We start from the raw sequence: 25,310 nt of genomic DNA on the forward strand, positions 1-25,310 counted from the left end.
GCGATGAGCGATTACGGCCGCAACTATTTCATCTTCTTCATCGGTTTCGCACTGTTCGTGGTGGCGATGGCCGTTGGTGAGCAACTGGGTGTGCCGCTGGGCTGGATTGGCTATGCCTTCCTGCTTGCGACCATCTTCATGTACGCGGTGATCGGCGTGCTCGGACGCACAGCCGATGTCAGCGAGTACTACGTGGCCGGGCGGCGTATTCCAGCGCTGTATAACGGCATGGCCACCGCGTCGGACTGGATGAGCGCAGCCTCGTTCATCGGGCTGGCGGGTACCCTGTACGTGGCGGGTTTCGACGGATTGGCTTTCGTCATGGGCTGGACCGGAGGCTATGTGCTGGTAAGCCTTCTGCTGGCGCCTTATCTGCGGCGCTTCGGCGAGTACACGATTCCCGATTTTCTGGGTGCGCGTTACGAAGGCACGGCGCCGCGCCTGCTGGGTGTGGCGGCGGTAGTGATCACGAGCTTCGTCTACGTGGTGGCGCAGATCTATGGCGTGGGCCTCATCACCAGTCGCTTTGCCGGCATCGAGTTTTCGATAGGTGTGTTCGTTGGCCTGGCAGGCGTGCTGGTGTGTTCCTTCCTGGGCGGCATGCGTGCGATCACCTGGACGCAGGTGGCGCAGTACCTCGTGATCATCGTGGCCTACCTGACGCCCGTGGTGCTGATGTCCTGGAAAACGACCGACAGCCCCATCCCTCAGCTGGCCTATGGTCGCGTGCTGGAAAAACTGGGCGAGGAGGAGCAGCGCTTGCTCGCTTCGCCGCTGGAGCAGCAGGCGCGCGATGCACTCGTCAAGCGTGCCGATGAGCTCAAGCAACGCATTGCGGGATTGCCGGACTCTCTGGAGGCTGAGCGCAAGCTACTTATCGACCGACTTGAATACCTGCAGGATGCCAATGCCTCGGCGCGCGACATCGCCAACGCGCAGCGCCAGCTGCGGGCCTTGCCCGGTGACGCCAAGACGGCGCGTGTGCAGTGGGAGGCCGATTACCGCGATGTCGTCAGTCGCTCGCATGGCCCGGCGCCGCATGCGCAGGCCTACGCATCTGACGGGCAGGACAGTGCGGCCCAGCGCAACAACTTCATTGCCCTGGTCTTTGTGCTGATGATCGGGACGGCCGGGCTGCCCCACGTGCTGACGCGCTACTACACGACGCCAGGGGTGTCAGCCGCGCGCAAGTCGGTGTTCTGGTCCTTGCTGTTCATCCTGTTGCTGTACGTGACGGCGCCGGCCTATGCGGTATTTGCCAAGTGGGAGGTCTACCACCATCTGGTTGGCACCCCGATTTCCGAGTTACCGGCCTGGATCAATTCATGGGGCAAGGTGGGGCTGGTCAGTGTCGAAGACCTCAACCTCGATGGCGTATTGCAGCTGGCGGAACTGTCCATTCACCCTGACGTAATCGTGCTGGCAACGCCCGAGATCGCGGGCTTGCCGTACTTTGTCTCCGGGTTGGTGGCGGCGGGAGGGCTGGCGGCCGCGCTGTCGACAGCGGACGGCTTGCTGTTGTCGATCAGCAGTGCGTTGTCGCACGACGTTTACTTCAAGATCATGAATCCGCAAGCAGCGACCCAGCGTCGCCTGCTGGTTTCCAAGGCTACCCTGATGGTGGTGGCCATGCTGGCGGCCATCGTCGCGACACTGCGGCCAGACAGCATCCTGTTTACGGTGGGGTTTGCGTTCTCGATTGCTTCGTCGACGGTATTTCCCGTCATGGTCAGCGGCATCTTCTGGCGTCGGGCCAACAAGTGGGGCGCCATCGCCGCCATGATTGCCGGCCCGCTGGTCACCATCATCTACGCGGTGCGCACGCATGGCTTCTTTGGTGGCAGCATGGCCAATGCCTGGTTCGATATCCAGCCCATTTCCAGCGGGGTATTCGGCGTTGTTGCGGGTTTTGTGGCGCTGGTGGTGGTCAGCCTGCTGACGCCACCGCCATCCGAGTCGGCTCGCAGCATGTTGGCGCGTCTCCGGGATGTGCCGGAAGAGCCCTGAAAGGCCCGCCACAAGGGTATTGCGGCGGGGTGGTGGCCCCGGCTTCTCATCCCGCGCCTTCACTGCTACAATTCGCGCCCTTGTCCGGAGAGGTGGATGAGTGGTTTAAGTCGCACGCCTGGAAAGCGTGTTCAGGATAATATCCTGACGGGGGTTCGAATCCCCCCCTCTCCGCCACAACACTAAACGCGCCATGAGCGCGTTTTTTGTTGTCTGGATGTCTGCGCAGAACGCAGACGTCGGGGATGAGAACCCGCGGTTCGCTCGGCGAGCGAAGTCTCGCCGGATGCCGCCTGCGGCGGTCCCGAGCGAGAGCGAGGGATTGGGGATCGCCTCAAGGCGAGCCGCCACAATTCCCCCTCTTCGCCACAACACATAAACGCGCCGCGAGCGCGTTTTTTGTTGTCTGCACCCAGCGTCCACTGGCGCGCAGAGGCTTGTTTTTTGCGGCTCTTCACCATTTCTCTGGCTGGAAAAAAGCAATTCCTGTCAGGTCCTATAGCAATCCCTGTCAGCCCGCACAAATGCTTGTTACTTAAAGTCTGATCGCTAACGTGTTACCGGTGCCTAATGAAAAGAGAATGCACCGCTTCAATGGAGTCGAGACGATGAAAAACAGGTTTTTGATGGCCGCCGGCTTGCTGGCGGCTTTGTTGTTGAGCGCGTGTGGCGGCGGAGGCAGTGGTGGTGGTGCGGCAGGGACGGGTGCTTCGTCCTCGGCGGTTGCCAGCAGTGTCGCTTCGAGCAGTGTGGCGTCCAGCAGTGTTTCCAGCAGCAGCCTGTCTTCCAGCGTTGCCAGCTCGGTGTCCAGCTCTGCTGCCGTGACGGTGCACCTCTTGGGTGACTCGACGATGACAACCTATACCGAGGATCGCCGCCCGCAATATGGCTGGGGCGAGAAGCTCGGCATGTTCTTCAACGGTTCGGTCACCATCAAGAACTGGGCGGCCGGTGGGCGCAGCTCACGCAGCTTCTATTACGAGACCGGCAAGTGGGATGCCGCCAAGGCGGCAATCAACACGGGTGACTACGTGATCATCCAGTTCGGCCACAACGACCAGAAGTACGGCACTGACTACAACGAGTACGGGACCTATGCGTATTGCAGTGACGGTACGGGTAACGGCGAAAGCTGTACTGGCGCACTGGATGCAATCGATTCGACGGGTACCGTCGACAAGGGGCTGCACTCCTACTACCAGTTCCTCAAGAAGTACGTGACCGAAGTGCGTGCCAAGGGTGGTATTCCCATCCTCATGACGCCCATCGTGCGTAACTATTGGGCCAGTGGCGCGATGACGGCGGAAGGTCAGCACAACGTGCCAATCAAAGGTGCCGAGACTTTTGCGCGTGGTGACTACCCGGCAGCCATGAAGGCGATCGCGACGACCTATTCGGTGCCGCTGGTCGACATCACGGCGGGTACGAAGACCCTGGTCGAAAGCTACGGCGCAACGGCCGCAGGTACCGATCTGTACTACCCCGACAGCACCCACCTTAACGGCACCTACGCCACGCTTGTGGCGAAGATGGCGGTGGATGGGCTGAAGTCGCAGAACATCCTGAAGGACTACATCATCAGCGTGACCTCGCTGCTGGCCAGCCCCTCTACGCTGGCCTGGGGCGACCGTTACGTGGGTGACACTTCGTACAAGTCGCTTAACGTGTCGACCTTCGACCTCAGCCCTGCCAGCGGTACTGTGACGCTGACAGCGCCCAGCGGTTACAAGCTGTCGCTCGACAAGACGACCTGGACGGGCACGCTGGATGTGGCCTATGGCAACGGTGCTTTCACCAGAACGGTCTATGTGCAGTTCGCGCCCACGGCCGTTCAGGCCTACAACGGCAACCTGACCGTGGTCATTTCGGGCGGCGCGACGCTGGGTTCAGTAGCACTCAGTGGCTCCGGCATCGCCGTGCCGTCGGGGGTGTCGACCTATGTCTTGTGGAAGATGAACGACAATGCGTTGACTGCCACGACCGGTGGCCTCGTTACCGGGTCCGACGCGGTGGTGAGCAACCTCACTGCGGGCTCAGTCAAGGCGTTGGCTGTGGATGGGGTAACGGTAAACGTCAACCGCTACAACTCGACGACAAGCACGGCGCATGACGCCACCAAGTACGTTCAGTTCACGGTGACAGCACCTGCATCGGGTAGCTTCTCGATAAACACCATTTCGGCCTGGCTGGCGACCAGCGGTGGCGCGAATACCCGAGCTGACATCGAGTACTCGCTGAACGCAGATTTCTCGGGCTCGGTACGTCTCAACGCGGCAGATCTGACTTTTACAACCGACGTGATGGCCAAGACAGAATATGCCTCGCTGGCGATCAACGTTCCAGCGAACGCCAAGCTCTATCTGCGTTTCTTCCCTTGGTACAGCTCGACGGCAACCGGAAAGTATCTCGCTGTGAGCGACGTGAAGATTTCGGGCATTGTCACCACCAGCCCTTGAAGAACGTAGCGGCTCTGTATGGCAGGGCTGCTATACCGGGCACGGCGAGTCAGCAGTGCGATTGTTGTTCCTGTTTGAAACCGGGCCGTGTGCCCGGTTCTTTTTTGCGCCTCGATCCCGCTGAACAGATGACTCAGGGCTTGATGAGGGCGTAACGCTTGAGCAGGGTCCGCATCACGTTGCGCGAGATGCCCAATAGTTCGGCAGCGCGAACCTGGTTGTGCCCGCATAGCTGGAATGCGGTGGTCACGACGGTCGATTCGATGAGACTGAACAACTCCGGCTCGCCGCTGTCGAGCACACGCTTGATGGATTCCGTCAGCTGGGTTCCAGGGGACTGAACTGCAACGGCGGATGAAGACTCCGGTGCAGTGACGGACACAAACCGCAGGTCACGTGGCGTGATGGTGCTGTTCTGGCAGACCAGCAAGGCGAAGTGAATGACGTTTTCGAGTTCGCGGATGTTGCCAGGCCACGGGTAGTTGGCCAGCGCGCGCAGCGCATCGGGCGCGAAGCGCGGTTGCTCTGTCCCTTGGCGTTCGCTGTAGAGGCGCGCGAAGTAGCGCGCCAGTGCCTCGATGTCACCAGGTCGCTCGCGCAGGGCAGGAATGCGCAAGCTGGCCACATTGATGCGGTAGAAAAGATCCATACGGAAGTGGCCTGACGAGACCGCGCGTTCCAGGTCTACGTTAGTCGCGGTGATGAGCCGTACATCGACGGGGAGGGGTGTGCGGGAGCCGAGGCGCACAACTTCGCGTTCCTGCAGCACGCGCAGCAACTTGACCTGGATGGACTGCGGCAGGTCGCCGATTTCATCGAGGAACAGCGTGCCCTTGTGAGCCGCTTCGAACCAGCCCTGTCGTGCCCGCTGTGCCCCGGTGAAGGCTCCGCTCTCGTGGCCGAAGAGCTCCGCCTCGACGATGTTCTCGGAAAAAGCGCCGCAATTGACGGCCACGAAAGGACCGCTGCGTCCGCTTAGCTCATGCAGGTGGCGGGCGACCAGCTCCTTGCCGGTGCCTGTCTCACCCTGGATGAGGACGCTGGCTTCGCTCCCGGCGATCTGCTCGATGCGCTCAAGCAAGCTGCGAGAAGCGGGGTCGACGAAGACCAGTGCACGAGCGCGGATCGAAAGCGGGCTGGCGCTGCTGTCTGGCAATGCCAGCAACTTTTCCGGCAGGTATGAAGGCGGGCTCAGGGAACTCATGCTGTGTCGTAGCGAGGGTGCGGATGTCGGGTGTTGTAGCTTGCGCTGTTTGCGCAAGCCACGATGTGCTCAGACTCTAATCGTCGTGACGACAGATGAAAAAGACGAATATCTGCGATCGTTATTCTGCGCGCGGTGGTGCGTTGTTCGCTGTGAGTCTGGCGTGAATGCCCTGCAGTGCAGAAAGGGCTCCGTCAGCCACACTTACACCCATCCCCGCCGGAACATGCCATTCCGTCTTGTTGATGCGGATCAGCGCGCAACGCTGGTGCTCGCTGAAATGACGCACGGTCGGAACGCGAGTTCCTGCCCCCAGTTCGATGACTACAGGGGAGCGAAGTTGCGCGCGCCAGGCGAGGAATTCCCACTGCTGTGCCTGCGTCCGGTCTGCAAGCCAGTCACCATCGCCGAACATCAGAATGTTCGGGCGTGCGATGGCGCCACAATCCGGACAACGTGGTGCGGCGTTACGCAGATGGCAGGCATCTTCATCTACTTCCGGTTTGAAATGAGCTGCCGACCAGATCCGTGCGTTACAGCCTCGCTGACATTGCAGATGGTGGATGCTGCCGTGAATCTCGACAATCTGCTGTGCGTTGAATCCGGCTTTCTGGAACTGGCCGTCGACATTGCTCGTGAAGACAAATGCCCCGTGTTCGAGGTGGCTGGCGATGTCGCGCAGGATGGCGAATCCGTCATGCGGGACGGTTGCGCGATAGAGATTCAGTCTGTGCCCGTAAAAGCCCCATGCCAGCGCGGGGTCGCTTTCGAAATACGCCGGAGAAGCGATCGCCTCGAACGGAATTCGGGCGCGGCCCAGTGCAGGGTAAGCATTCCAGAAGCCATTCGGCCCGCGAAAATCCGGCAAGCCGGAATCCACGCCCATGCCCGCACCAGCTGCAATGATGAGCCCGTCGGCTGCCTCCAGCAGGCGGGCTGCTCGTGAAAAGGCTGTGCTCAGATCATTGGCTGCGGGCATGGTCTCATACCGTGTTCGTAAAGTTGCCTGTTCGTGCCTGCGGTGTGATGCCGGGCGCGGGTTCGATTCCCGCCGCCTCAATCACCGCCAAACGAAAAAGCCACCGCGAGGGTGGCTTTGTCGTTTGGTGGAGGCGGCGGGAATCGAACCCGCGTCCGAAAGTCCTCTACAACTGGATCTACATACTTAGTCGATCAATTTGATTTAACGCTGTGCTCAGCCGATCGACAGGCCTGCGCAACGCGAGTCACCTTGGATTTAGCACTGCATCAAGTGACCCGATGCAATGCGATTCCCTGTAAATGACACTGCTGCCGGTTGCCCGGCCTGCCCCAGGAACAAGTCAGTGCAGTGGCCTAGGCCTTAAGCGGCCAGAGCGAATTGCTCGTCGTTTGCGAGTATTACTGTCCAGTGTTTTTACGAGGGAACTGGTCCTCGGTATGCACCTGGCTGCTTCGCGACCCCCGTCGAAACCAGGTCGCCCCCAAGTCAATTCATTCTACGCTGTGGGCCCAGATACTCCAAGACTTCTGCAGGGTGATTGATGAGGAAGTCGGCTCCCCATGCTTCGATGGGCTTGTCCTCGCCAAGGTAGCCCCAGCGCACAGCCATCGAACGCATGCCCGCAGCCTTCGCAGCAACGATGTCACGTTCATCGTCACCGAGGTAGATACATTGTCCGGGGGCAATACCGCATTGTTGTGCAGCGAGCAGCAACGGATCGGGCGCCGGCTTGGCGCGCGGCGTGGTGTCGCCACTGACAACGCTGGCCGCACGCACATTCAGGCCAAGCGCAGAGACCAGAGGCTGTGTGAAGCGACTATGCTTGTTGGTGACAATGCCCCAGCGGATTGAGTGAGCTTCCAGATGGTCAAGTAACTCCGGGATGCCGTCGAACAGTCGGGTCTGTACGCAAAGGCGTTGGGCGTAGTGCTGGAGAACGCGTTTGAAGAGAGATTCGTAGCCTTCGTCCTGCGGGTGCAAGCCATGGCTGACGCGCAGCAGGCCGCGCACACCTTGTGAAATCAGCGGACGCAATCTTTCCAGGGGCAGGGCGTCGAGACCCTCATCAATGCGCGTTCGATTGAGTGCATCCGCCAGATCTGGTGCGGTATCAGCCAGGGTGCCGTCGAGATCGAAGAGGACGCAGCGGATGTCTTCCTCAAGCATGCTTCACGCAGCGAACGAGATAGTTTACGTCCGTGCCCGGCCCCAGACTGTAGCGTTTGTCAAAGGGGTTGTAGTGCATGCCGATCAGTTCGACGACGTCGAGGCCGGCGTTGCGGGCGAAGCGGCTGAGCTCGGCAGGCTTGATGAAGCGGGCGTATTCGTGGGTGCCGCGCGGCAGCAGGTTCAAGATGTACTCGGCACCCACAATCGCCATGAGGTAGGACTTGGGGTTCCGGTTGAGTGTCGAGAAGTACACAGAGCCACCCGGGGCGGCGAGGTCTGCACAGGCCTGTACGACGCTGGCCGGATCGGGCACATGTTCAAGCATTTCCATGCAGCTGACGACGGCGTACTGTCCGGCGCGTTCGTTAGCAATCTGTTCGGCAGGGATCTTGAGGTAATCGACTTCAATGCCACTGTCCAGCGCATGCAGGCGGGCTACGGAGAGTGCCTTGTCGGAGAGGTCGATGCCTGTAACCTGCGCGCCACGGCGTGCCATGCTCTCGGCGAGGATGCCACCACCACAGCCCACATCTATTACGCGTTGGCCACTGATGGGGGAGTGTTTGTCTATCCAGTCGAGTCGCAGGGGATTGATTTCATGCAGCGGGCGGAATTCGGATTCCGGATCCCACCAGCGGTGAGCAAGGGCGCTGAATTTGGCGAGTTCGGCGTCGTCGGCGTTGAGCGTTGCGGACATCTTTGCGGCCTCTGAAAAGAAAAAGGCCCTGCCGGGGCAGGGCCTTGCGGGTCAGCGTCAATATTACTTGATGCCGACGGCTTCCAGTTCGATGCGGCGGTCCGGAGCCAGGCAAGCCACGAGCTTCTTGTTCTTGCCGTTTTCAGCGCCCATCTTCTTGCACTTGTCGCCGGTCACGGGTTGCTTTTCGCCCTTGCCCTCGGCGTAGATGCGGTTGGCCGGAATGCCCTTGCTGGTCAGGAAGTCCTTGACCGAAGCGGCACGCTTTTCCGACAGGGTCTGGTTCGGCTCATCCTTGCCGATGCGGTCGGCGTGGCCGACGACGATCACGACTTCGAGCGACTTCAGCTTGGTCACTTCCGCGGCGTACTTGGTCAGGGAGTCCTGACCCGCAGCCGTCAGATCGGCGCTGCCGAACTCGAAGGTGGCGTCAGCCGGCAGGGTGACTTTGACAGCCGGTGCGGCCGGGGCAGCAGCAGGAGCCGGTGCCGGGGCCGCGGCAGGTGCCGGGGCGGGGGCCGGAGCAGCGGTTGCGGGAGCTGCGGCCGGTGCGGCGGCAGGAGCTGCCTTCGGTGCAGCGGGTGCAGGCGCTGCGACCGGAGCCGGCTTGCAGGCGGCTTCGCTTTCAGCGTAGCCCGGTTCGCATGCGCAGCCGATGGGCTTGCCATCCGTCGTCAGGTTGGAGAGGGCCAGTTCCTTGGTCCAGTTGATGGTACGCCAGCACCAGCCGAAGGGGTTGCGAACGATGATCTTGTTAGCGTCAATGGCATAGGCCTGAACGCCTTTGCCATCCGTTACCAGGTTTTGAGCGGAGGCAGAAGCAGCGCTGGCTGCGAGGAAGAGGGCGACAAGAATTTTGTGTGCGGTTTTCATGGGACTCTCGTTATCAGGCGGAACGGGTGGGGAGACAAGAACTGTTGCCGAGTGATCATTCGTCCGATTTGACTGGCGCCACACTTGGGAGTGGGTGGCGCCCCTACCGCGCGACACGCCAACGGCTCAGGATCTCTTGTTCTGCAGAGAATTCTGCCATAGCCGCGAAATGGCCGGCAAATCTTCATTGCGCTGCAATAACAGTTCTCCGTTCGCCAAAACGCCCTTTCCATCGACCCATACGTGACTGACGTGCTCACGTCCGGCCGCAAATACGATATGCGAAACGGGATCAAAAACCGGCGCAATTTCATTTGCATTCAATGAGATGGAGCAGATGTCCGCGCGCTTGCCAGGGGTCAGGCTGCCGATCCGCTCCTGCAGTCCGAGGGCCTTGGCAGCCAGCAGAGTGGCCATCTGCAAAACTTTGTGTACGCGCAGCGCGGCAGCGTCGTCGGCCTGAATCTTGGCGAGCAGGGACGCGAAACGCATCTCCTGCAGTACGTCCAGCCGGTTGTTGCTGGCGGCGCCATCCGTGCCAAGACCGACGTTGATGCCAGCCGAGAGCATGGCCGTGACGGGAGCGATGCCGCTGGCGAGCTTCATATTGGATACGGGGTTGTGCGCAACGCCCACCTGGTTGAGCGCCAGCAGTTCGATGTCCTTGTCGTCAACGTGCACGCCGTGGGCGATCAGCAGGTTGGGGCCCAGCAGTCCCAGCTTCTGCAAGCGTTGCAGCGGGCGCAGGCCGTACTGCTTGAGGCTGTCCTCTACTTCGTTTCGGGTTTCCTGCACGTGAATGTGCACGGATGCGTCCAGCTCTTCGGCCAAGGCGCCGACGCGTTCGAAGGCGCTGTCCGAAACCGTGTAGGGGGCGTGCGGGGCGAGCGAGAAGTCCAGTCGCGAGTGGCCAAGCCACTTGTCGCGCACTGCCAGGCCTTTGTGCAGGTAGTCGTCTGCGTTGGCGGCGTAGTTGCCGGGGAAGTCCAGGACGACCAATCCGATCATGGCCCGCATGCCCATCTCCTCATAGGCGCGGGCCGCCGCATCGGGGAAGAAATACATGTCGTTGGCGAAGGTCACGCCGCCACGCAGCATTTCGGCCGCCCCCAAGAGCGTGCCGTGATAGACGAACTCTTCGGAGACATGCTCGCGTTCGGCCGGCCAGATTGCCTCGGTGAGCCATCGCATCAGGGGCAAGTCGTCAGCGTGGCCACGCAGCAGTGTCATTGCCGTATGTGTATGCAGGTTGATCAGACCCGGGATCAGCACGTGGTCTTCCAGCACCACGGTTTCGGCAGGGCTGAAGCGCAGGCGGGCGTCGCTGATCGGCAGCAGGGCGACGATGGCGCCGTCACGGATCGCCAGCGCGTGGTTTTCCAGTGTTGTATCCGCGGGCTCTACGGGAACGACCCAGCGTGCTTCGATGAGGGTGTCAATGCGCTCAAGTGCTTGATTCATGGGCTTGCGGGGGATTGGCGGGCCAAGTCTGGAGGGTGGGGGCATGTTACAATCGAACGCTTTCTGGGGGCCGTTCTGCCTGCATGCCGGGGCGTTTGGCTGACAACAGTACGTACGATCTTACGACACCCGCCGCTACATGAATTCATTCGCCAAGGAAACTCTCCCGATCAGCCTTGAAGAGGAGATGCGTACCTCGTACCTCGATTACGCCATGAGCGTGATCGTCGGCCGCGCGCTGCCTGATGTGCGCGACGGTCTCAAGCCCGTACATCGTCGCGTGCTGTTTGCGATGCATGAGCAGAACTTTGCTTGGAACCGGGCCTATGTAAAGTGCGCCCGCGTCGTCGGTGACGTGATGGGTAAGTACCACCCGCACGGCGACTCGGCCATCTACGACACGCTTGTGCGCATGGCGCAGGACTTTTCGCTGCGCTACACGCTGATCGACGGACAGGGCAACTTCGGCTCGATCGATGGCGACAACGCCGCCGCGATGCGTTACACCGAGTGCCGTCTGGACAAGATCTCGGCAGACCTGCTGGCCGACATCGAGAAGGAAACCGTCGACTTCCAGCCGAACTATGACGGCAAGGAACTCGAGCCGACGGTGCTGCCCACGCGCGTACCCAACCTGCTGATCAATGGCAGCTCGGGCATTGCGGTCGGCATGGCGACCAATATCCCGCCGCACAACCTGACTGAAGTCATCGAGGCCTGCCTGGTGCTGCTGGCGGAGCCGACCACCGATATCGAAGATCTGATCAAGATCGTGCCTGCGCCGGATTTCCCCACGGCCGGTTTGATCTATGGCCTGCACGGCGTGCACGAGGGCTATCGCACGGGCCGTGGCCGCGTGATCATGCGTTCGCGCACCCACTTTGAAGACATCGCCAAGAGCGCAGATCGTCAGGCCATCATCATCGATGAGCTGCCGTACCAGGTGAACAAACGCACCCTGCTCGAGAAAATTGCCGAGCTGGTGCAGGAAAAGAAGATCGAGGGCATCTCCGATCTGCGCGACGAGTCTGACAAGTCCGGCATGCGCGTGGTCATCGAGCTCAAGCGCGGTGAAATGCCCGAGGTGGTGCTGAACAATCTGTTCAAGCAGACGCAAATGCAGGACAGCTTCGGCATGAACATGGTGGCGCTGGTCGACGGCAAGCCGCGCCTGCTGAATCTCAAGCAGATGCTCGAATGCTTCCTGTCGCACCGTCGCGAAGTGGTCACGCGTCGCACGATCTTCGAGCTGCGCAAGGCGCGCGAACGCGGCCATGTGCTGGAAGGTCTGGCCGTTGCGCTGTCGAACGTCGACGAGATCATCGCCCTCATCAAGGCAGCGCCGACGCCGGCGATTGCGAAGCAGGAGTTGATGGGCCGCGAGTGGCGCTCCAAGCTCGTCGAGGAAATGCTGTCGCGTGCGATGGCTTCCGAGTACCGCCCTGACGGCGTCGGCGAGAACGTCGGTCTTTCGGCCAATGGCTATCGCCTCTCCGAAGTGCAGGCGCAGCGCATTCTCGAAATGCAACTGCAGCGCCTCACCAATATGGAGCAGGACAAGATCGTTGGCGAATACAAGGAGGTGATGGACATCATCGCCGACCTGCTCGACATCCTGTCCAAGCCGGCACGCATCACCCAGATCATCTCCGACGAACTGCGCGCGATCCGCGAGCAGTTCGGCGATCCGCGCAAGTCCGAGATCGTGATGTCGACAGCAGACATCAATATTGAAGACCTGATCACGCCCGAAGACATGGTCGTGACGCTGTCGCACACCGGTTACTTCAAGCGCCAGCCGCTGGCCGACTACCGCGCGCAGAAGCGCGGCGGCCGCGGCAAACAGGCTGCGGCGACCAAGGAAGATGACTGGATCGACCAGCTCTTCGTCGCCAACACGCACGACTACATCCTGTGTTTCTCGAACCGCGGCCGCCTGTACTGGCTCAAGGTCTATGAAGTGCCGGAAGGCAACCGCAATTCGCGCGGCAAGCCCATCGTCAATCTCTTCCCGCTCATTGAGGGCGAAAAGATCACCGCCGTTCTGCCGGTCAAGGAGTTCGACGAGGGCCACTTCATCTTCATGGCGACCGCACAGGGCACCGTCAAAAAGACGCCGCTCACCGACTTCGCCAATCCGCGCAAGGCCGGCATCATTGCCGTGGGTCTCGATGATGGGGACTTCCTGGTCGGCGTGGCGATCACTGATGGCGACTGCAACGTGATGTTGTTCTCTGACGCCGGCAAGGCCGTGCGCTTCAGCGAGAACGATGTGCGGCCGATGGGTCGCACCGCACGCGGTGTGCGCGGCATGATGCTTGAAGACGGTCAGCGCGTGCTTTCAATGCTGGTGGCGCACGGCGAGACGCAATCGGTGCTGACCGCCACCGAGAATGGTTACGGCAAGCGCACCAACATTGGCGAATACACGCTGCATGGTCGCGGCACCAAGGGCATGATCGCCATCCAGTCGTCCGAGCGTAATGGCAAGCTGGTCGCCGCTGTGCTGGTCGACCCGACTGATCACGTCATGCTCATCGCTGACAACGGTGTGCTGATCCGCACTCCGGTCAAGGATATCCGCGAACTGGGCCGCTCGACGCAGGGCGTCACACTGATCAACCTCGACGATGGCGCCAAGCTTTCCAGCATCGAGAAGATCGTGGAGACCGACGAAGACATCGAGAGCGGTGAGGGCGCCGAGGGAGGTGAAGCCGGTGCTGAAGGGGCCGCCGAGTGACGCGCGTATTCAATTTCGGCGCAGGTCCCGCCGTTTTGCCTGAAGCGGTGCTGCAGCAGGCGGCAGCAGAAATGCTGGACTGGCGCGGCAGCGGCATGTCGGTGATGGAGATGAGTCACCGTGGCAAGGAGTTCATGAGCATCATTGCGCAGGCCGAAGCTGACCTGCGTGAGCTCATGGCCGTGCCCGCCAACTACAAGGTGTTATTCATGCAGGGCGGTGCGATCGGCGAGAACGCCATCATTCCGCTCAACCTGCTGGGCAAGAATCCGAAGGCGGATTACATCGATACCGGCAGTTGGTCGGGCAAGTCGATCAAGGAGGCTTCGCGTTACGGCGATGTGCATGTCGCCGCCAGTTCCTGCCGTCCTGAGGCAAAGCAGGGCAAGTACACGACCATTCCTGCCGTGGCCGACTGGCGCGTGCGCAAGGATGCGGCCTACCTGCACATCTGCGGCAACGAGACGATTGACGGCGTCGAGTACCTGCAATGGCCTGACATGGACGCATTGGGCCTGAAGGGCGTGCCGCTGTTTGTCGACGTGTCGTCCCACATTCTTTCGCGCCCGATGGACGTGTCACAGTTCGGCCTCATGTATGGCGGCGCGCAGAAGAACATCGGTCCGGCTGGACTCGCCGTCGTGATCATCCGTGAAGACTTGCTCGAGCAGGCACAGGCGGGCTGCCCCTCGGCATTCCACTACAAGACAGTGGCCGAAAACGGCTCCATGTACAACACGCCGCCGACCTATTCCATCTACATCGCAGGTCTCGTCTTCCAGTGGCTCAAGGCGCAGGGCGGCGTGGCGGCGATGGAAGCGAAGAATCGCGCCAAGGCGGCTCTGCTGTACGACGCGCTTGATGCCAGCGGTTTCTACGTCAACCACGTTGCACGCGAATGCCGTTCGCTGATGAACGTGCCGTTCTTCCTGCGTGACGAGTCGCTCAATGACGCCTTTCTCGAAGGTGCCAAGGCACGCGGTTTCTTGCAGCTGAAGGGGCACAAGTCGGTCGGTGGCATGCGTGCTTCGATCTACAACGCCATGTCGCTTGAAGGCGTGCAGGCGCTCGTTGGCTACCTCAAGGAGTTCGAGAAGAGCCATGGCTGACAACAACGAACTCACCCCCGAACAGACCGAAGCCCTGCTGGCGGTACGCAGGGAAATCGACAGGCTCGATGGCGAGATTCTCGAGCGTCTCGCTGCGCGCGCGCGTTGTGCGCTGAGAGTGGGCGAGATCAAGAAAGGGCCGCTGTATCGCCCCGAGCGCGAAGCACAGGTGCTGCGCAATATCGCCGAGAAGAACCCCGGCCCGCTGTCGACCGAGGGCGTACAGCGTATCTTTCGCGAGATCATGTCCTGGTGTCTGGGGCTGGAGCAGCCGCTCAAGGTGGCATATCTCGGTCCGCAAGGCACCTATTCCGAATCGGCTGCCAGCAAGCACTTCGGCGGTGCGCCGGAGTTGCAGCCGCAGCAGACCATCGACGATGTGTTCCACGCGGTCGAGGCGGGTGCGACAGCCTATGGCGTGGTGCCGGTCGAGAACTCGACCGAAGGCGCTGTCGGTCGCACGCTGGATCTCTTCATGTCGCGTAAGGTCTCGGTGTGTGGCGAGGTGAGCCTGCGCATCCGCCAGAACTTCATGACGCACGCGGCCGACCTGTCGCAAGTGAAGCGCATCTACTCGCACGCTCAGTCGCTGTCGCAGTGCAATGACTGGCTGGCCCACCACGCGCATGGCATTCCGCGTCTGCCTGTATCGAGCAACGCCGAAGCGGCGCGTCTCGCAGCAGAAGACAAGGAGTCTGCGGCCATTGCCGGCGAACGCGCTGCGCACCACTTCGGCTTGCCGATCCTTTTCGCCAATATCGAAGACGACCCCAACAACACGACGCGCTTCCTCGTGATTGCGCGTCACGACTCAGGGCCTTCCGGCAAGGACAAGACATCGGTCGCGTTCTCGGCGCTCAACAAGCCAGGCGCGGTGCATTCGTTGCTGCAACCCTTCGCGGATGAAGGTGTCAGCATGACCAAGTTCGAGTCGCGTCCTTCGCGCACCGGTCTGTGGGAATACGTCTTCTACGTGGATATCGAAGGCCACCGTGAAGACCCTGCGGTCGCCCGAGCGCTCAAGGCGCTTGGCGAGCACGCGGCGTTCCTGAAGGTACTGGGTTCGTATCCGGTGGCCGCAATTTGATGAACTGCGTTTCGTCACAAGTTTTCAGTGGCGGATGTTTTTGACCCTGATTGACCCGCAACCATGACCATTGCACAACGCGCTCCTGCCTACGTCCGCGCCATCTCCCCCTACATTCCCGGCAAGCCGATTTCCGAGCTTGCACGTGAAATGGGGCTGAACGAGGCCGACATCGTCAAGCTCGCCTCCAACGAAAACCCCTTGGGCATGAGCCCCAAGGCCAAGGCGGCGATGCTGGCTGCTGCGGATGACATCGCGCGCTACCCGGACGGCAACGGCTTTGCGCTCAAGTCTGCGCTGGCGAAAAAGTTCGGTGTCGGCATTGATACCCTTGTGCTGGGCAATGGCTCGAACGATGTGCTTGAACTGATCGCGCGTGCCTTCCTCGACGAGAGCGGCAGCGGCGTGTTCGCCCAGCATGCTTTCGCGGTGTACCCGCTGGCGATCCAGAGTGTCGGTGCGCGCCTCATCGAAGTGCCGGCGCGCAACTTCGGTCATGACCTCGCTGCAATGGGGGACGCCGTCGCTGCGGACACCCGCATCGTGTTTGTCGCCAACCCGAATAACCCGACCGGCACCTTCCTGCCAGGCGAGTTGATCGAGTCCTTCCTCAAGCAGGTGCCAAAGGATGTGATCGTTGTGCTCGACGAGGCTTACAACGAATACCTCGCGCCTGAACAACGTTATGACGCCGTGGCCTGGCTTGCTCAGCACCCCAACCTCGTCATCACGCGCACCTTTTCAAAGATCTATGGCCTCGCCGGCTTGCGCATCGGCTATGCGATTGCCAGCCCCGAGGTGGCCGATCTGATGAACCGCATGCGCGCACCGTTCAATGCCAACAGCCTGGCGCTGGCCGCAGCGGAAGCCGCGCTTGCAGACGAAGAGTTCCTGCAACGCAGCTTTGAAGTGAATCGCGACGGCCTGGTACAGATCATTGCCGGGCTGGACAAGCTGGGCCTTCAGCACATTCCCTCGGCCGGCAACTTCCTCACCTTCAAGGTCGGCGATGGCGCGGGTGTGAATCAGCGCCTGCTCAAGCAGGGCGTCATCGTGCGTCCCATCGGTGGCTACGGCATGCCCGAGTGGCTGCGCGTGTCCATTGGCACGCAGGCCGAGAACGCGCGTTTCCTTGAAGCCCTCGCCAAGGCCTTGGGCTGATCGTTCAATGACGGCGCATTTCAACCGGGTCGTTGTCGCTGGCGTTGGCCTGATCGGTGGCTCATTCGCTGCTGCACTCAAGCAGGCAGGCGCGGCGCGGCACGTTGTTGGCATGGGGCGATCGACAGGGTCGCTGCAGCAGGCGCAGTCACTGGGACTCATTGACGAGATTGCGACTGACTGGTCCGTTGCGTTGAAGGGTGCCGATCTTGTGTTGCTCGCGATGCCGGTCGGCCAGATGGGGGCGGCCATGCAAGCCATGGCGCCGCATCTGGAGCCGCAGACCCTGGTGACCGATGGGGGCAGTACCAAGGGCGACGTCATCGAAGCCATCTACACGCACCTGTCGGGGCATCTGGCTTGTGTGGTTCCGGCACACCCCATCGCGGGCGCTGAGAAGAGCGGTCCGAGCGCCGCGACGCCTGATCTGTATCGTGGCCGCAAGGTCGTGCTGACCCCTTTGCCCGAGAACGCGCCGCATGCCATCGATACCGTTCGTGCTGCCTGGGCGGTGTGTGGGGCGGTAATGCACCAGATGTCGCCGCAAGAGCACGACCGCGTGTTTGCCGCCGTCAGCCACCTGCCGCATCTGTTGGCTTTTGGCCTGGTGCACGATCTGGCCGGGCGGGCAAATGCTGAACAATTGTTCCGTTACGCTGCTTCCGGCTTTCGTGACTTCACGCGGATTGCGGGCAGTCACCCGGAGATGTGGCGAGATATCTGTGTGGCCAATCGCCAGCCGCTGCTGGCTGAGCTGGATGCCTATCTTGCAGAGTTGGCCTGGCTGCGGGCCTTGCTGCTCAATGCCGATGGCGACGGACTTGAGAAGCTTTTCGCCGAAGCCAGCGCCGCACGTAACGCCTGGGGCGCAGCGCAATAAGCGTTGGCGAACCCGATTTCACTGAAAGCAATCTGAATCATGGAATTTCTCGATCTGGCTCCGCTGTCTTCTGCGCAGGGCACGGTGCGTTTGCCGGGCTCGAAGAGCATCTCGAACCGCACTTTGCTGCTCGCTGCAACGTCTGATGGGGTGACGGAGATCAAGGATCTGCTGGCTTCGGACGACACCGACCGCATGCTTGACGCGCTGAAGCTGCTGGGCGTTCCGGTGACCAGGACCGGCGATAAGGACTACCGCGTTGTCGGCGCACCGGCAGGTTTTGCGAACAGGCAGGCTGATCTGTTTCTCGGCAACGCCGGCACGGCTTTTCGTCCGCTAACGGCGGCGTTGGCTCTGGCGGGCGGCACCTACAAGCTGCACGGCGTGCCGCGCATGCATGAGCGCCCCATCGGCGACCTCGTCGATGGCCTGCGCCAGATTGGCGCGGACGTTGAATATCTGGGCAATGAAGGTTTTCCGCCGCTGCAGATTCGTCCGGCGAGTATTACGCCCGGTGGCGTCGTGAAGATCCGCGGTAATGTCTCCAGCCAGTTCCTGACGGCCTTGCTGATGGCACTGCCGACGACCGGAGTCGAAACCACCGTCGAAGTGATCGGCGAGCTGATTTCCAAGCCCTACATCGAAATCACGCTCAAGCTGATGGCGCAGTTCGGTGTGGAGGTGAAGCGTGAAGGCTGGCAACGTTTCATCATTCCCGGTGGCAAGCGCTACGTCTCGCCGGGCACTCTGTATGTCGAGGGCGACGCCTCGTCGGCGTCCTACTTCCTCGCGGCGGGCGCCATCGGTGGCGGTCCGGTGCGCGTTGAAGGCGTCGGTCGCAACAGCATCCAGGGTGATGTGGCCTTCGCGGCGGCACTTGAAAAGATCGGCACCCGCATCACGATGGGAGATAACTGGATCGAAGCCTCCGCGCCGGCGGGCAAGTTGCAGGCTTTCGACATGGACTTCAACCACATTCCCGACGCGGCGATGACGCTGGCTGTGGCCGCGCTGTTCTGCAATGGCCCGAGCCGCCTCACCAATATCGGCAGCTGGCGCGTGAAGGAAACGGATCGCATCAGTGCGATGGCGACCGAGCTGCGCAAAGTCGGTGCGACGGTGGAGGAGGGTGAAGACTGGTTGCGCATCACGCCCCCGGCACAACTTACGCCGAATGCTGCGATTGACACTTACGACGATCACCGCATGGCGATGTGCTTCTCTCTCGTAGCACTCGGTGGCACGTCGGTGCGCATCAATGACCCGAAGTGCACGGCCAAGACCTTCCCTGAATATTTCGACGTGTTTGCGGGCGTGACCCGCTGAGGACGCTGGCACTGCGCTGGCATGGCTTTATGAAACAGACTCTGATTGAACTTCTCGGTACCCGCGTCCGTGCTGCGCTGAATGCAGCTGGCTGTGAAGGCGCGCCGGCTGTGGTGGCGCCCGCAGGCCGCCCGGAATTCGGCGACTACCAGGCCAATGGCGTGATGGGGGCCGCCAAGGCGCGCAAGATGAATCCGCGCGCGCTGGCCGAACAAGTCATCCAGCATCTCGATCTTGCCGGTATTGCGAGCAAGGTCGAGATCGCCGGCCCCGGCTTCATCAATATTACGCTGGCGCCGGAGTATCTTGCCACGCTGGCGACCGAAGCACTCGCGGATGCGCGTCTGGCTGTGCCGCAGGCCGCTGCGCAACGCGTCGTGATCGACTATTCCGGACCCAATCTCGCCAAGGAAATGCACGTCGGCCACCTGCGTTCGACCATCATCGGTGATGCATTGGCGCGCGTGCTGCGCTTCCTCGGCCACAGCGTGATCGCGCAGAACCACGTAGGCGACTGGGGCACTCAATTCGGCATGCTCACGGCCTACCTCATCGAAGCAGAGCAGGGCGGCGATGTCGGCCTGTCCGATCTGGAGGACTTCTATCGTCGTGCCAAGCAACGCTTCGATGAGGACGAAGCCTTTGCGACGCGTGCGCGTGAATACGTGGTCAAGCTGCAGGGGGGCGACGCACAGGTCAATGCGCTGTGGCAGCGTTTCCTCGACATTTCACTGCATCACTGCGAGGCGGTGTACGAGCGCCTTGGTGTTGGTCTCACGCGTAACGATGTGCGCGGCGAGAGCTTCTACAACGAAGATTTGCCGGTGGTTGTCGCCGATCTGAAGAGCAAGGGACTGGCGGTTGAGAGTGAAGGCGCGCAGGTTGTCTTCCTCGATGAGTTCAAAAACAAGGAAGGCGAGGCCCAAGCCTATATCGTGCAGAAGCAGGATGGCGGCTACCTCTACGCAACGAGCGATCTGGCGGCAATCCGTTATCGCATCGGTACCCTGCATGCAGATCGCATCCTCTACGTGGTCGATGCAAGGCAGGCCTTGCACTTCCAGCAGCTGTTCACGCTGAGCCGCAAGGCAGACTACGTGAGCGAAAGCACCAGGCTCGAGCACGTTGGCTTCGGCGTGATGCTTGGCGACGACGGCAAGCCTTTCAAAACGCGCAGCGGCACCACAGTCAAACTGGTCGAACTGCTGCAGGAGGCGGAAGAGCGTGCCTTTGCCCTGGTCAGCGAAAAGAATGCTGAGATGCCCGAGGCAGAGCGCAAAGCGATTGCGCAGACAGTCGGCATTGGCGCCGTGAAGTACGCCGACTTGTCGAAGAACCGCAGCAGCGACTACATGTTCAGCTGGGACACGATGTTGGCCTTCGAAGGCAACACGGCGCCCTATCTGCAATATGCCTATACGCGTATCCAGAGCGTGTTCCGCAAGGTCGATGCCTGGAATGAGTCGGCCGCCATTACGCTGGTCGAGCCCGCCGAGCGCACACTGGCGCTCGAACTGGCGCGCTTCGCCGATGCCTTGAACGCTGTCAGCCGCGAGACGGCACCGCACTTCCTGTGCAGCTACCTTTACGATCTGGCGACGCAATTCATGCGTTTCTACGAAGCCTGCCCTGTGCTCAAGAGCGAAGGTGCGGTACGCGATAGCCGCCTGCGCCTGTGCCAGCTGACGGCACGCACCCTCCAGACCGGTCTGGGCTTGCTGGGCATCGAAACGCTGGAAGTGATGTAAATGAGTTCGAGCATTCAGGTCCCGGTACTGGCCATCGATGGCCCGACAGCTTCGGGCAAGGGCACCGTGGCATCCCGCGTCGCCACCAGGCTGGGATGGCATTTTCTGGATTCCGGTTCGATTTACCGGTTGGTTTCCATGCAGGCCCTGACCGAGGGTGTGCCGTTCGATGATGCAGAACGTCTGGTCGTCATTGCCCGCCAGTTGAATGTCGCCTTCGAAGGCGAAGAAGTCCGTCTGCATGGCGAGGACGTCAAAGAGGCCCTGCGTCGCGAAGAGGTGGGCAACGGCGCTTCGAAGCTTGCCGCCATTCCGGCCGTACGCGAAGCCCTGCTGACGCGCCAGAAGGACTTCCGGCAGGCGCCCGGGCTGGTTGCCGACGGGCGCGACATGGGGACGGTCGTCTTCCCCGACGCCTTCCTCAAGATCTTCCTGACCGCCAGCCCCGAGGCGAGAGCAGAAAGGCGCCATAAGCAGTTGATCGACAAGGGTTTGTCTGCTAACCTTGAACGTCTTGTGCTGGATCTTCGCGAACGCGATGCGCGTGACATGAATCGCGCGGTAGCGCCGTTGAAGCCCAGTGCGGATGCAGTCTTGCTGGACACCACCTCCATGACCGCCGATCAAGCCGTCGAATTCGTGCTTGATCGTTTGCGGGAACGTGGGGTGTCTGCGGGCTGATGTGGTGCCGGTTCATCCTCCCCGGGTGCGCCGGTTTTGTTCAACTTACTGATTTACGTCGTGTCCGCACGACGCTCCGAGCCCTTACATGTCCTCCATCTCCACAGCAGTGTCTACTGAAGACAGCTTTGCCGCTCTCTTCGAAGAAAGCCTCAATCGCCAGGAAATGCGCGCCGGTGAAGTCATCACCGCCGAAGTCGTGCGCATCGACAACAACTTCGTTGTCGTCAATGCTGGCCTGAAGTCTGAAAGCTATATTCCGCTCGACGAGTTCCGCAATGATCGCGGCGAGCTTGAAGCCAATCCCGGTGATTTCGTGCAGGTCGCCATCGAGTCGCTCGAAGACGGTTTCGGTGAAACCCGCCTGTCTCGCGACAAGGCCAAGCGCATCGCCGCCTGGAACTTCCTCGACACCGCACTCACCGATGGCACCCTCGTCAAGGGCGTCGTGACCGGCAAGGTCAAGGGTGGTCTGACTGTCATGACCAACGGCATCCGCGCCTTCCTGCCGGGTTCGCTGGTCGACATGCGTCCGGTCAAGGACACCACGCCGTACGAAGGCAAGGAATTCGAATTCAAGGTCATCAAGCTTGACCGCAAGCGCAACAACGTCGTGGTTTCGCGTCGCGCCGTGCTCGAAGTGAGCATGGGCGAAGAACGCGAGAAGCTGCTGGCCAACCTGGCCGAAGGCACCATCGTCAAGGGTATCGTCAAGAACATCACCGACTACGGCGCGTTCGTGGATCTGGGCGGTATCGACGGCCTGCTGCACATCACCGACCTCGCATGGCGTCGCGTGCGTCACCCGTCCGAAGTGCTGACGGTTGGTGACGAAGTTACCGCCAAGGTCCTGAAGTTCGATCAAGAAAAGAACCGTGTCTCGCTGGGCATGAAGCAGCTGGGCGAAGATCCGTGGGTTGGCATCTCGCGCCGCTATCCGCAAGGTACCCGCCTGTTCGGCAAGGTCACCAACATCACCGACTACGGTGCATTCGTTGAAGTCGAACAAGGCATCGAAGGTCTGGTTCATGTGTCCGAAATGGACTGGACCAACAAGAACATCCACCCGACCAAGGTTGTCCAGCTGGGCGACGAAGTCGAAGTGGCCATCCTCGAAATCGATGAAGATCGTCGTCGTATCTCGCTGGGCATGAAGCAGTGCAAGGCGAACCCGTGGGACGACTTCGCAGCCAACCACAAGAAGGGTGACCGTGTGAAGGGCGCCATCAAGTCGATTACCGACTTCGGCGTGTTCATCGGCCTGCCTGGCGGCATCGACGGCCTCGTGCACCTCTCCGACCTGTCCTGGTCGGTGACTGGTGAAGAAGCCATCCGCAACTTCAAGAAAGGTGATGAGCTGGAAGCCATCGTGCTGGCCATCGACGTCGAGAAGGAGCGCATCTCGCTGGGCGTCAAGCAGCTGGATGGGGATCCCTTCACCACCTTCGTGGCAACCCACGACAAGAACAGCCTCGTCAAGGGCGTCGTGAAGTCGGTGGATGCCAAGGGTGCCGTGATTGATCTGGGCAACGATGTCGAAGGCTATCTGCGTGCTTCCGAGTTCTCGCGTGATCGCATTGAAGACCTGTCTTCCGTGCTGAAGGTTGGCGAGTCGCTCGAAGCGCTGATCATCAACGTGGACCGCAAGTCGCGTTCGATCAGCCTGTCGATCAAGGCCAAGGATCAGGCTGAGCAGAACGAAGCAATGCAGAAGCTGTCGGCCGACAGCGGTAATGCCGCCAGCGGCACGACCAACCTCGGCGCGCTGCTCAAGGCCAAGCTCGGCAACACCCAGCAGTAATCACGCAACTGGCTGACATGACAAAGTCGGAACTGATCGAACGTCTGACTGTGCGCTTCCCGCAGTTGGGCGCCAGGGATGCCGATTTCGCCGTCAAGGTGATCCTCGACGAGATGACCGCGTGCCTGTCACGCGGTCAGCGGATCGAGATCCGTGGTTTCGGCAGTTTTGCGCTCAATTACCGGCCGCCGCGCGTGGGGCGCAACCCCAAGTCCGGCGACAAGGTGATGGTTCCCGAGAAGTACGTCCCGCATTTCAAGGCGGGCAAGGAATTGCGCGAACGGGTCGATCACAGCGGCGGGTCCGCAGCGTGAGTGTGTGAAAGTGCCCTCGGGCATCATGTATTGAAGGGAAGGCGGTCTTTGGCCGCCTTCTTTTTTGTCTGTCTGTCGTGGATAATCGCGCGATGCGAATTTTTGTCTGGCTTGCCCGTCTGCTGGTGTTCATCCTGCTGCTGGGGTTTGCGATCAGGAATGACGCGCCGGTAACGCTCAACTTTTTCTTCAGCACGCAGTGGAAGCAACCGCTGGTGCTGATCATGTTGCTGATGTTCGTGGCGGGTGCTGCGGTAGGGGTTCTTGCCTTGCTGCCTACCTTGTTGAGCAAGCACCGCGAAGTCTCCCGCTTGCGTCGTATGCGTGGTGAGCCCGCCTTGCCGCGCAATGTGCGCCCCCAGTATCCCGACGCTCCTTGAGCCCGGATACGCGTTCCGAAGGATCCTATGGAATTCGAGTTCTGGTGGCTGTTGTCCCTGCCGCTCTTCTTCGCTTTCGGCTGGGTTGCCGCGCGCGTCGACATCCGCCACCTGCTGCGCGAGTCGCGGTCGCTGCCACGCACATATCTCTCCGGCCTGAATTTTCTCGTTAACGAACAGACCGACAAGGCCATCGATGCTTTTGTCGAGGCGGTGCGTATCGATCCACAGACCGTTGAGGTTCACCTGGCTCTTGGCAGCCTGTTCCGCCGACGTGGTGAGGTTGATCGCGCAATCCGCATCCATCAGGGACTCGTGGACCGCGAAGACCTCAGCGAAGAGCAGCGACTGAATGCCCTGCACGAAGTGGGTCAGGACTACCTCAAGGCCGGTTTGCTCGACCGCGCCGAAAGCGCCTTCATGCGTCTGCGTGAAACCGCTTTGAAAGAAACTGCAGAAAAGGCCCTGCTGGAAATCTATCAGCAGGAAAAGAGCTGGGACAAGGCGATTGCGATTGCCCGCGAAATGCCCGACCACGATCATCGCCGCGAGCGCCAGATTGCCCATTTCCATTGCGAAATGGCCTTGCAGGAGATCGCTACGTCGCGCTACGACAAGGCGATGGCGCAACTGGAAACTGCCCTGCATATCAATCCGCGCTGCGTGAGAGCCGCCATGCTCAAGGGCGATGTGCTGGCAGCACAGGGGCAGGACGACGCTGCGCTGGAGACCTGGCGGCGTATCGAGCAGATGGATCCCCAGTTCCTTTCGCAGGTGGCAGACCGCATTCTTGTTACCTCGCAACGCAAGGGAGACGAGGCGGGAGCAGTTAACCTGCTGCGTTACTATCATGAGCGCTACCCCACTCTGGATCTGCTGGAGAAGATTTTCCGTCGCGAGATGGCGCAGGATCGCGCGCAGGTTGCCTACGATCTTGTGCGTGACGAACTGGTGCGTAATCCGACACTGCTCGGGCTGGACAAACTGCTTGAGGCCGCTGTCATCACGGCGCCACCCGACAAGCGGCAAGATGTCGAACTGGTCAAGGGCTTGATCCACGGCCATACCCGCCGTGTCGCGCGTTACTGCTGCACGCAATGCGGATTCAAGGCGCGCCAGTACTTTTGGCGCTGCCCTGCTTGCGGCGACTGGGAGTCCTATCCTCCCAAGCGAACCGAAGAATTTGATCTGGCCGTATAAGCGGCCAACAGGATTTCCCCACATTCACCATCC

The 25,310-nt window shown here is 61.0% G+C and carries 19 protein-coding genes, 1 tRNA gene, 1 other RNA gene and 1 pseudogene; 15 read left to right on the forward strand and 7 right to left on the reverse strand.

The window, feature by feature from the left end:
* Nucleotides 1-3: 3 nt before the first annotated feature.
* From ABEA02_RS05095 to ABEA02_RS05105, 3 genes are all read left to right on the forward strand, one after another.
* A complete protein-coding gene (locus tag ABEA02_RS05095) occupies nucleotides 4-2,007 on the forward strand; it encodes a VC_2705 family sodium/solute symporter (RefSeq protein WP_345531779.1) in 2,004 nt (667 codons plus the stop codon).
* An 86-nt stretch (nucleotides 2,008-2,093) separates the two neighbouring features.
* Nucleotides 2,094-2,184, forward strand: a tRNA-Ser gene (locus ABEA02_RS05100).
* A gap of 431 nt (nucleotides 2,185-2,615) precedes the next feature.
* Nucleotides 2,616-4,463 (forward strand): GDSL-type esterase/lipase family protein, encoded by a 1,848-nt coding sequence (locus tag ABEA02_RS05105; RefSeq protein WP_345531780.1) that lies wholly within the window; start codon nucleotides 2,616-2,618, stop codon nucleotides 4,461-4,463.
* A gap of 133 nt (nucleotides 4,464-4,596) precedes the next feature.
* Here ABEA02_RS05105 and ABEA02_RS05110 read toward each other — a convergent pair whose 3' ends face one another.
* The 7 genes from ABEA02_RS05110 to ABEA02_RS05140 form a co-directional block, all read right to left on the reverse strand.
* The gene (locus ABEA02_RS05110; protein WP_345531781.1) at nucleotides 4,597-5,667 is read right to left on the reverse strand and encodes a sigma-54 interaction domain-containing protein; all 1,071 of its coding nucleotides are present in this window, start codon (nucleotides 5,665-5,667) and stop codon (nucleotides 4,597-4,599) included.
* 121 nt (nucleotides 5,668-5,788) lie between these two features.
* Complete coding sequence (locus ABEA02_RS05115; RefSeq protein ID WP_345531782.1) at nucleotides 5,789-6,646, reverse strand: SIR2 family NAD-dependent protein deacylase; 858 nt, start codon at nucleotides 6,644-6,646, stop codon at nucleotides 5,789-5,791.
* A 125-nt stretch (nucleotides 6,647-6,771) separates the two neighbouring features.
* Nucleotides 6,772-7,132, reverse strand: a transfer-messenger RNA (tmRNA) gene (gene ssrA / locus ABEA02_RS05120).
* A gap of 3 nt (nucleotides 7,133-7,135) precedes the next feature.
* Nucleotides 7,136-7,816: a phosphoglycolate phosphatase gene (gph, locus tag ABEA02_RS05125; protein ID WP_345531783.1), complete on the reverse strand. Its 681-nt coding sequence runs from the start codon at nucleotides 7,814-7,816 to the stop codon at nucleotides 7,136-7,138.
* A complete protein-coding gene (ubiG, locus tag ABEA02_RS05130; protein ID WP_345531784.1) occupies nucleotides 7,809-8,516 on the reverse strand; it encodes a bifunctional 2-polyprenyl-6-hydroxyphenol methylase/3-demethylubiquinol 3-O-methyltransferase UbiG in 708 nt (235 codons plus the stop codon). The genes gph and ubiG overlap by 8 nt, the downstream gene beginning before the upstream one ends.
* Before the next feature lie 63 nt (nucleotides 8,517-8,579).
* Nucleotides 8,580-9,389: an OmpA family protein gene (locus tag ABEA02_RS05135; protein WP_345531785.1), complete on the reverse strand. Its 810-nt coding sequence runs from the start codon at nucleotides 9,387-9,389 to the stop codon at nucleotides 8,580-8,582.
* A 126-nt stretch (nucleotides 9,390-9,515) separates the two neighbouring features.
* Nucleotides 9,516-10,850, reverse strand: a complete 1,335-nt coding sequence (locus tag ABEA02_RS05140) for a TRZ/ATZ family hydrolase (protein WP_345531786.1) — start codon at nucleotides 10,848-10,850, stop codon at nucleotides 9,516-9,518.
* Nucleotides 10,851-10,989: 139 nt separating this feature from the next.
* On the opposite strand from ABEA02_RS05140, the gene gyrA reads away from it, so the two are divergent.
* From gyrA to lapB, 12 genes and pseudogenes are all read left to right on the forward strand, one after another.
* Nucleotides 10,990-13,590 carry a DNA gyrase subunit A gene (gene gyrA, locus ABEA02_RS05145; protein WP_345531787.1) on the forward strand — a complete coding sequence of 867 codons (2,601 nt, stop codon included), beginning with the start codon at nucleotides 10,990-10,992 and terminating at the stop codon, nucleotides 13,588-13,590.
* A complete protein-coding gene (gene serC / locus ABEA02_RS05150) occupies nucleotides 13,587-14,699 on the forward strand; it encodes a 3-phosphoserine/phosphohydroxythreonine transaminase (protein WP_345531789.1) in 1,113 nt (370 codons plus the stop codon). Before gyrA ends, serC begins: the two co-directional genes overlap by 4 nt.
* On the forward strand, nucleotides 14,692-15,786 hold the full coding sequence (gene pheA, locus ABEA02_RS05155) for a prephenate dehydratase (protein ID WP_345531790.1): 1,095 nt from the start codon (nucleotides 14,692-14,694) through the stop codon (nucleotides 15,784-15,786). Before serC ends, pheA begins: the two co-directional genes overlap by 8 nt.
* Nucleotides 15,787-15,849: 63 nt before the next feature.
* On the forward strand, nucleotides 15,850-16,947 hold the full coding sequence (hisC, locus tag ABEA02_RS05160; RefSeq protein WP_345531791.1) for a histidinol-phosphate transaminase: 1,098 nt from the start codon (nucleotides 15,850-15,852) through the stop codon (nucleotides 16,945-16,947).
* 7 nt (nucleotides 16,948-16,954) lie between these two features.
* Nucleotides 16,955-17,827 carry a prephenate dehydrogenase gene (locus ABEA02_RS05165; protein ID WP_345531792.1) on the forward strand — a complete coding sequence of 291 codons (873 nt, stop codon included), beginning with the start codon at nucleotides 16,955-16,957 and terminating at the stop codon, nucleotides 17,825-17,827.
* Between the two features lie 39 nt (nucleotides 17,828-17,866).
* A pseudogene (gene aroA / locus ABEA02_RS05170) lies at nucleotides 17,867-19,150 on the forward strand (3-phosphoshikimate 1-carboxyvinyltransferase); the annotation flags it as partial.
* Between the two features lie 32 nt (nucleotides 19,151-19,182).
* Nucleotides 19,183-20,901 (forward strand): arginine--tRNA ligase, encoded by a 1,719-nt coding sequence (gene argS, locus ABEA02_RS05175; protein ID WP_345531793.1) that lies wholly within the window; start codon nucleotides 19,183-19,185, stop codon nucleotides 20,899-20,901.
* Nucleotides 20,902-21,582, forward strand: a complete 681-nt coding sequence (gene cmk, locus ABEA02_RS05180) for a (d)CMP kinase (protein ID WP_345531794.1) — start codon at nucleotides 20,902-20,904, stop codon at nucleotides 21,580-21,582. It begins immediately after the preceding gene.
* A gap of 88 nt (nucleotides 21,583-21,670) precedes the next feature.
* Nucleotides 21,671-23,383, forward strand: coding sequence for a 30S ribosomal protein S1 (rpsA, locus tag ABEA02_RS05185; RefSeq protein WP_345531795.1), 1,713 nt, complete (start codon nucleotides 21,671-21,673; stop codon nucleotides 23,381-23,383).
* A 17-nt stretch (nucleotides 23,384-23,400) separates the two neighbouring features.
* A complete protein-coding gene (locus ABEA02_RS05190) occupies nucleotides 23,401-23,697 on the forward strand; it encodes an integration host factor subunit beta (protein WP_345531796.1) in 297 nt (98 codons plus the stop codon).
* A gap of 92 nt (nucleotides 23,698-23,789) precedes the next feature.
* Nucleotides 23,790-24,077, forward strand: a complete 288-nt coding sequence (locus tag ABEA02_RS05195; protein ID WP_345531797.1) for a LapA family protein — start codon at nucleotides 23,790-23,792, stop codon at nucleotides 24,075-24,077.
* 27 nt (nucleotides 24,078-24,104) lie between these two features.
* The gene (lapB, locus tag ABEA02_RS05200; RefSeq protein WP_345531798.1) at nucleotides 24,105-25,277 is read left to right on the forward strand and encodes a lipopolysaccharide assembly protein LapB; all 1,173 of its coding nucleotides are present in this window, start codon (nucleotides 24,105-24,107) and stop codon (nucleotides 25,275-25,277) included.
* Nucleotides 25,278-25,310 lie beyond the last annotated feature (33 nt).

The organism is Viridibacterium curvum (assembly GCF_039544165.1).
GTDB classification, from domain to species: Bacteria; Pseudomonadota; Gammaproteobacteria; order Burkholderiales; family Rhodocyclaceae; genus Viridibacterium; species Viridibacterium curvum.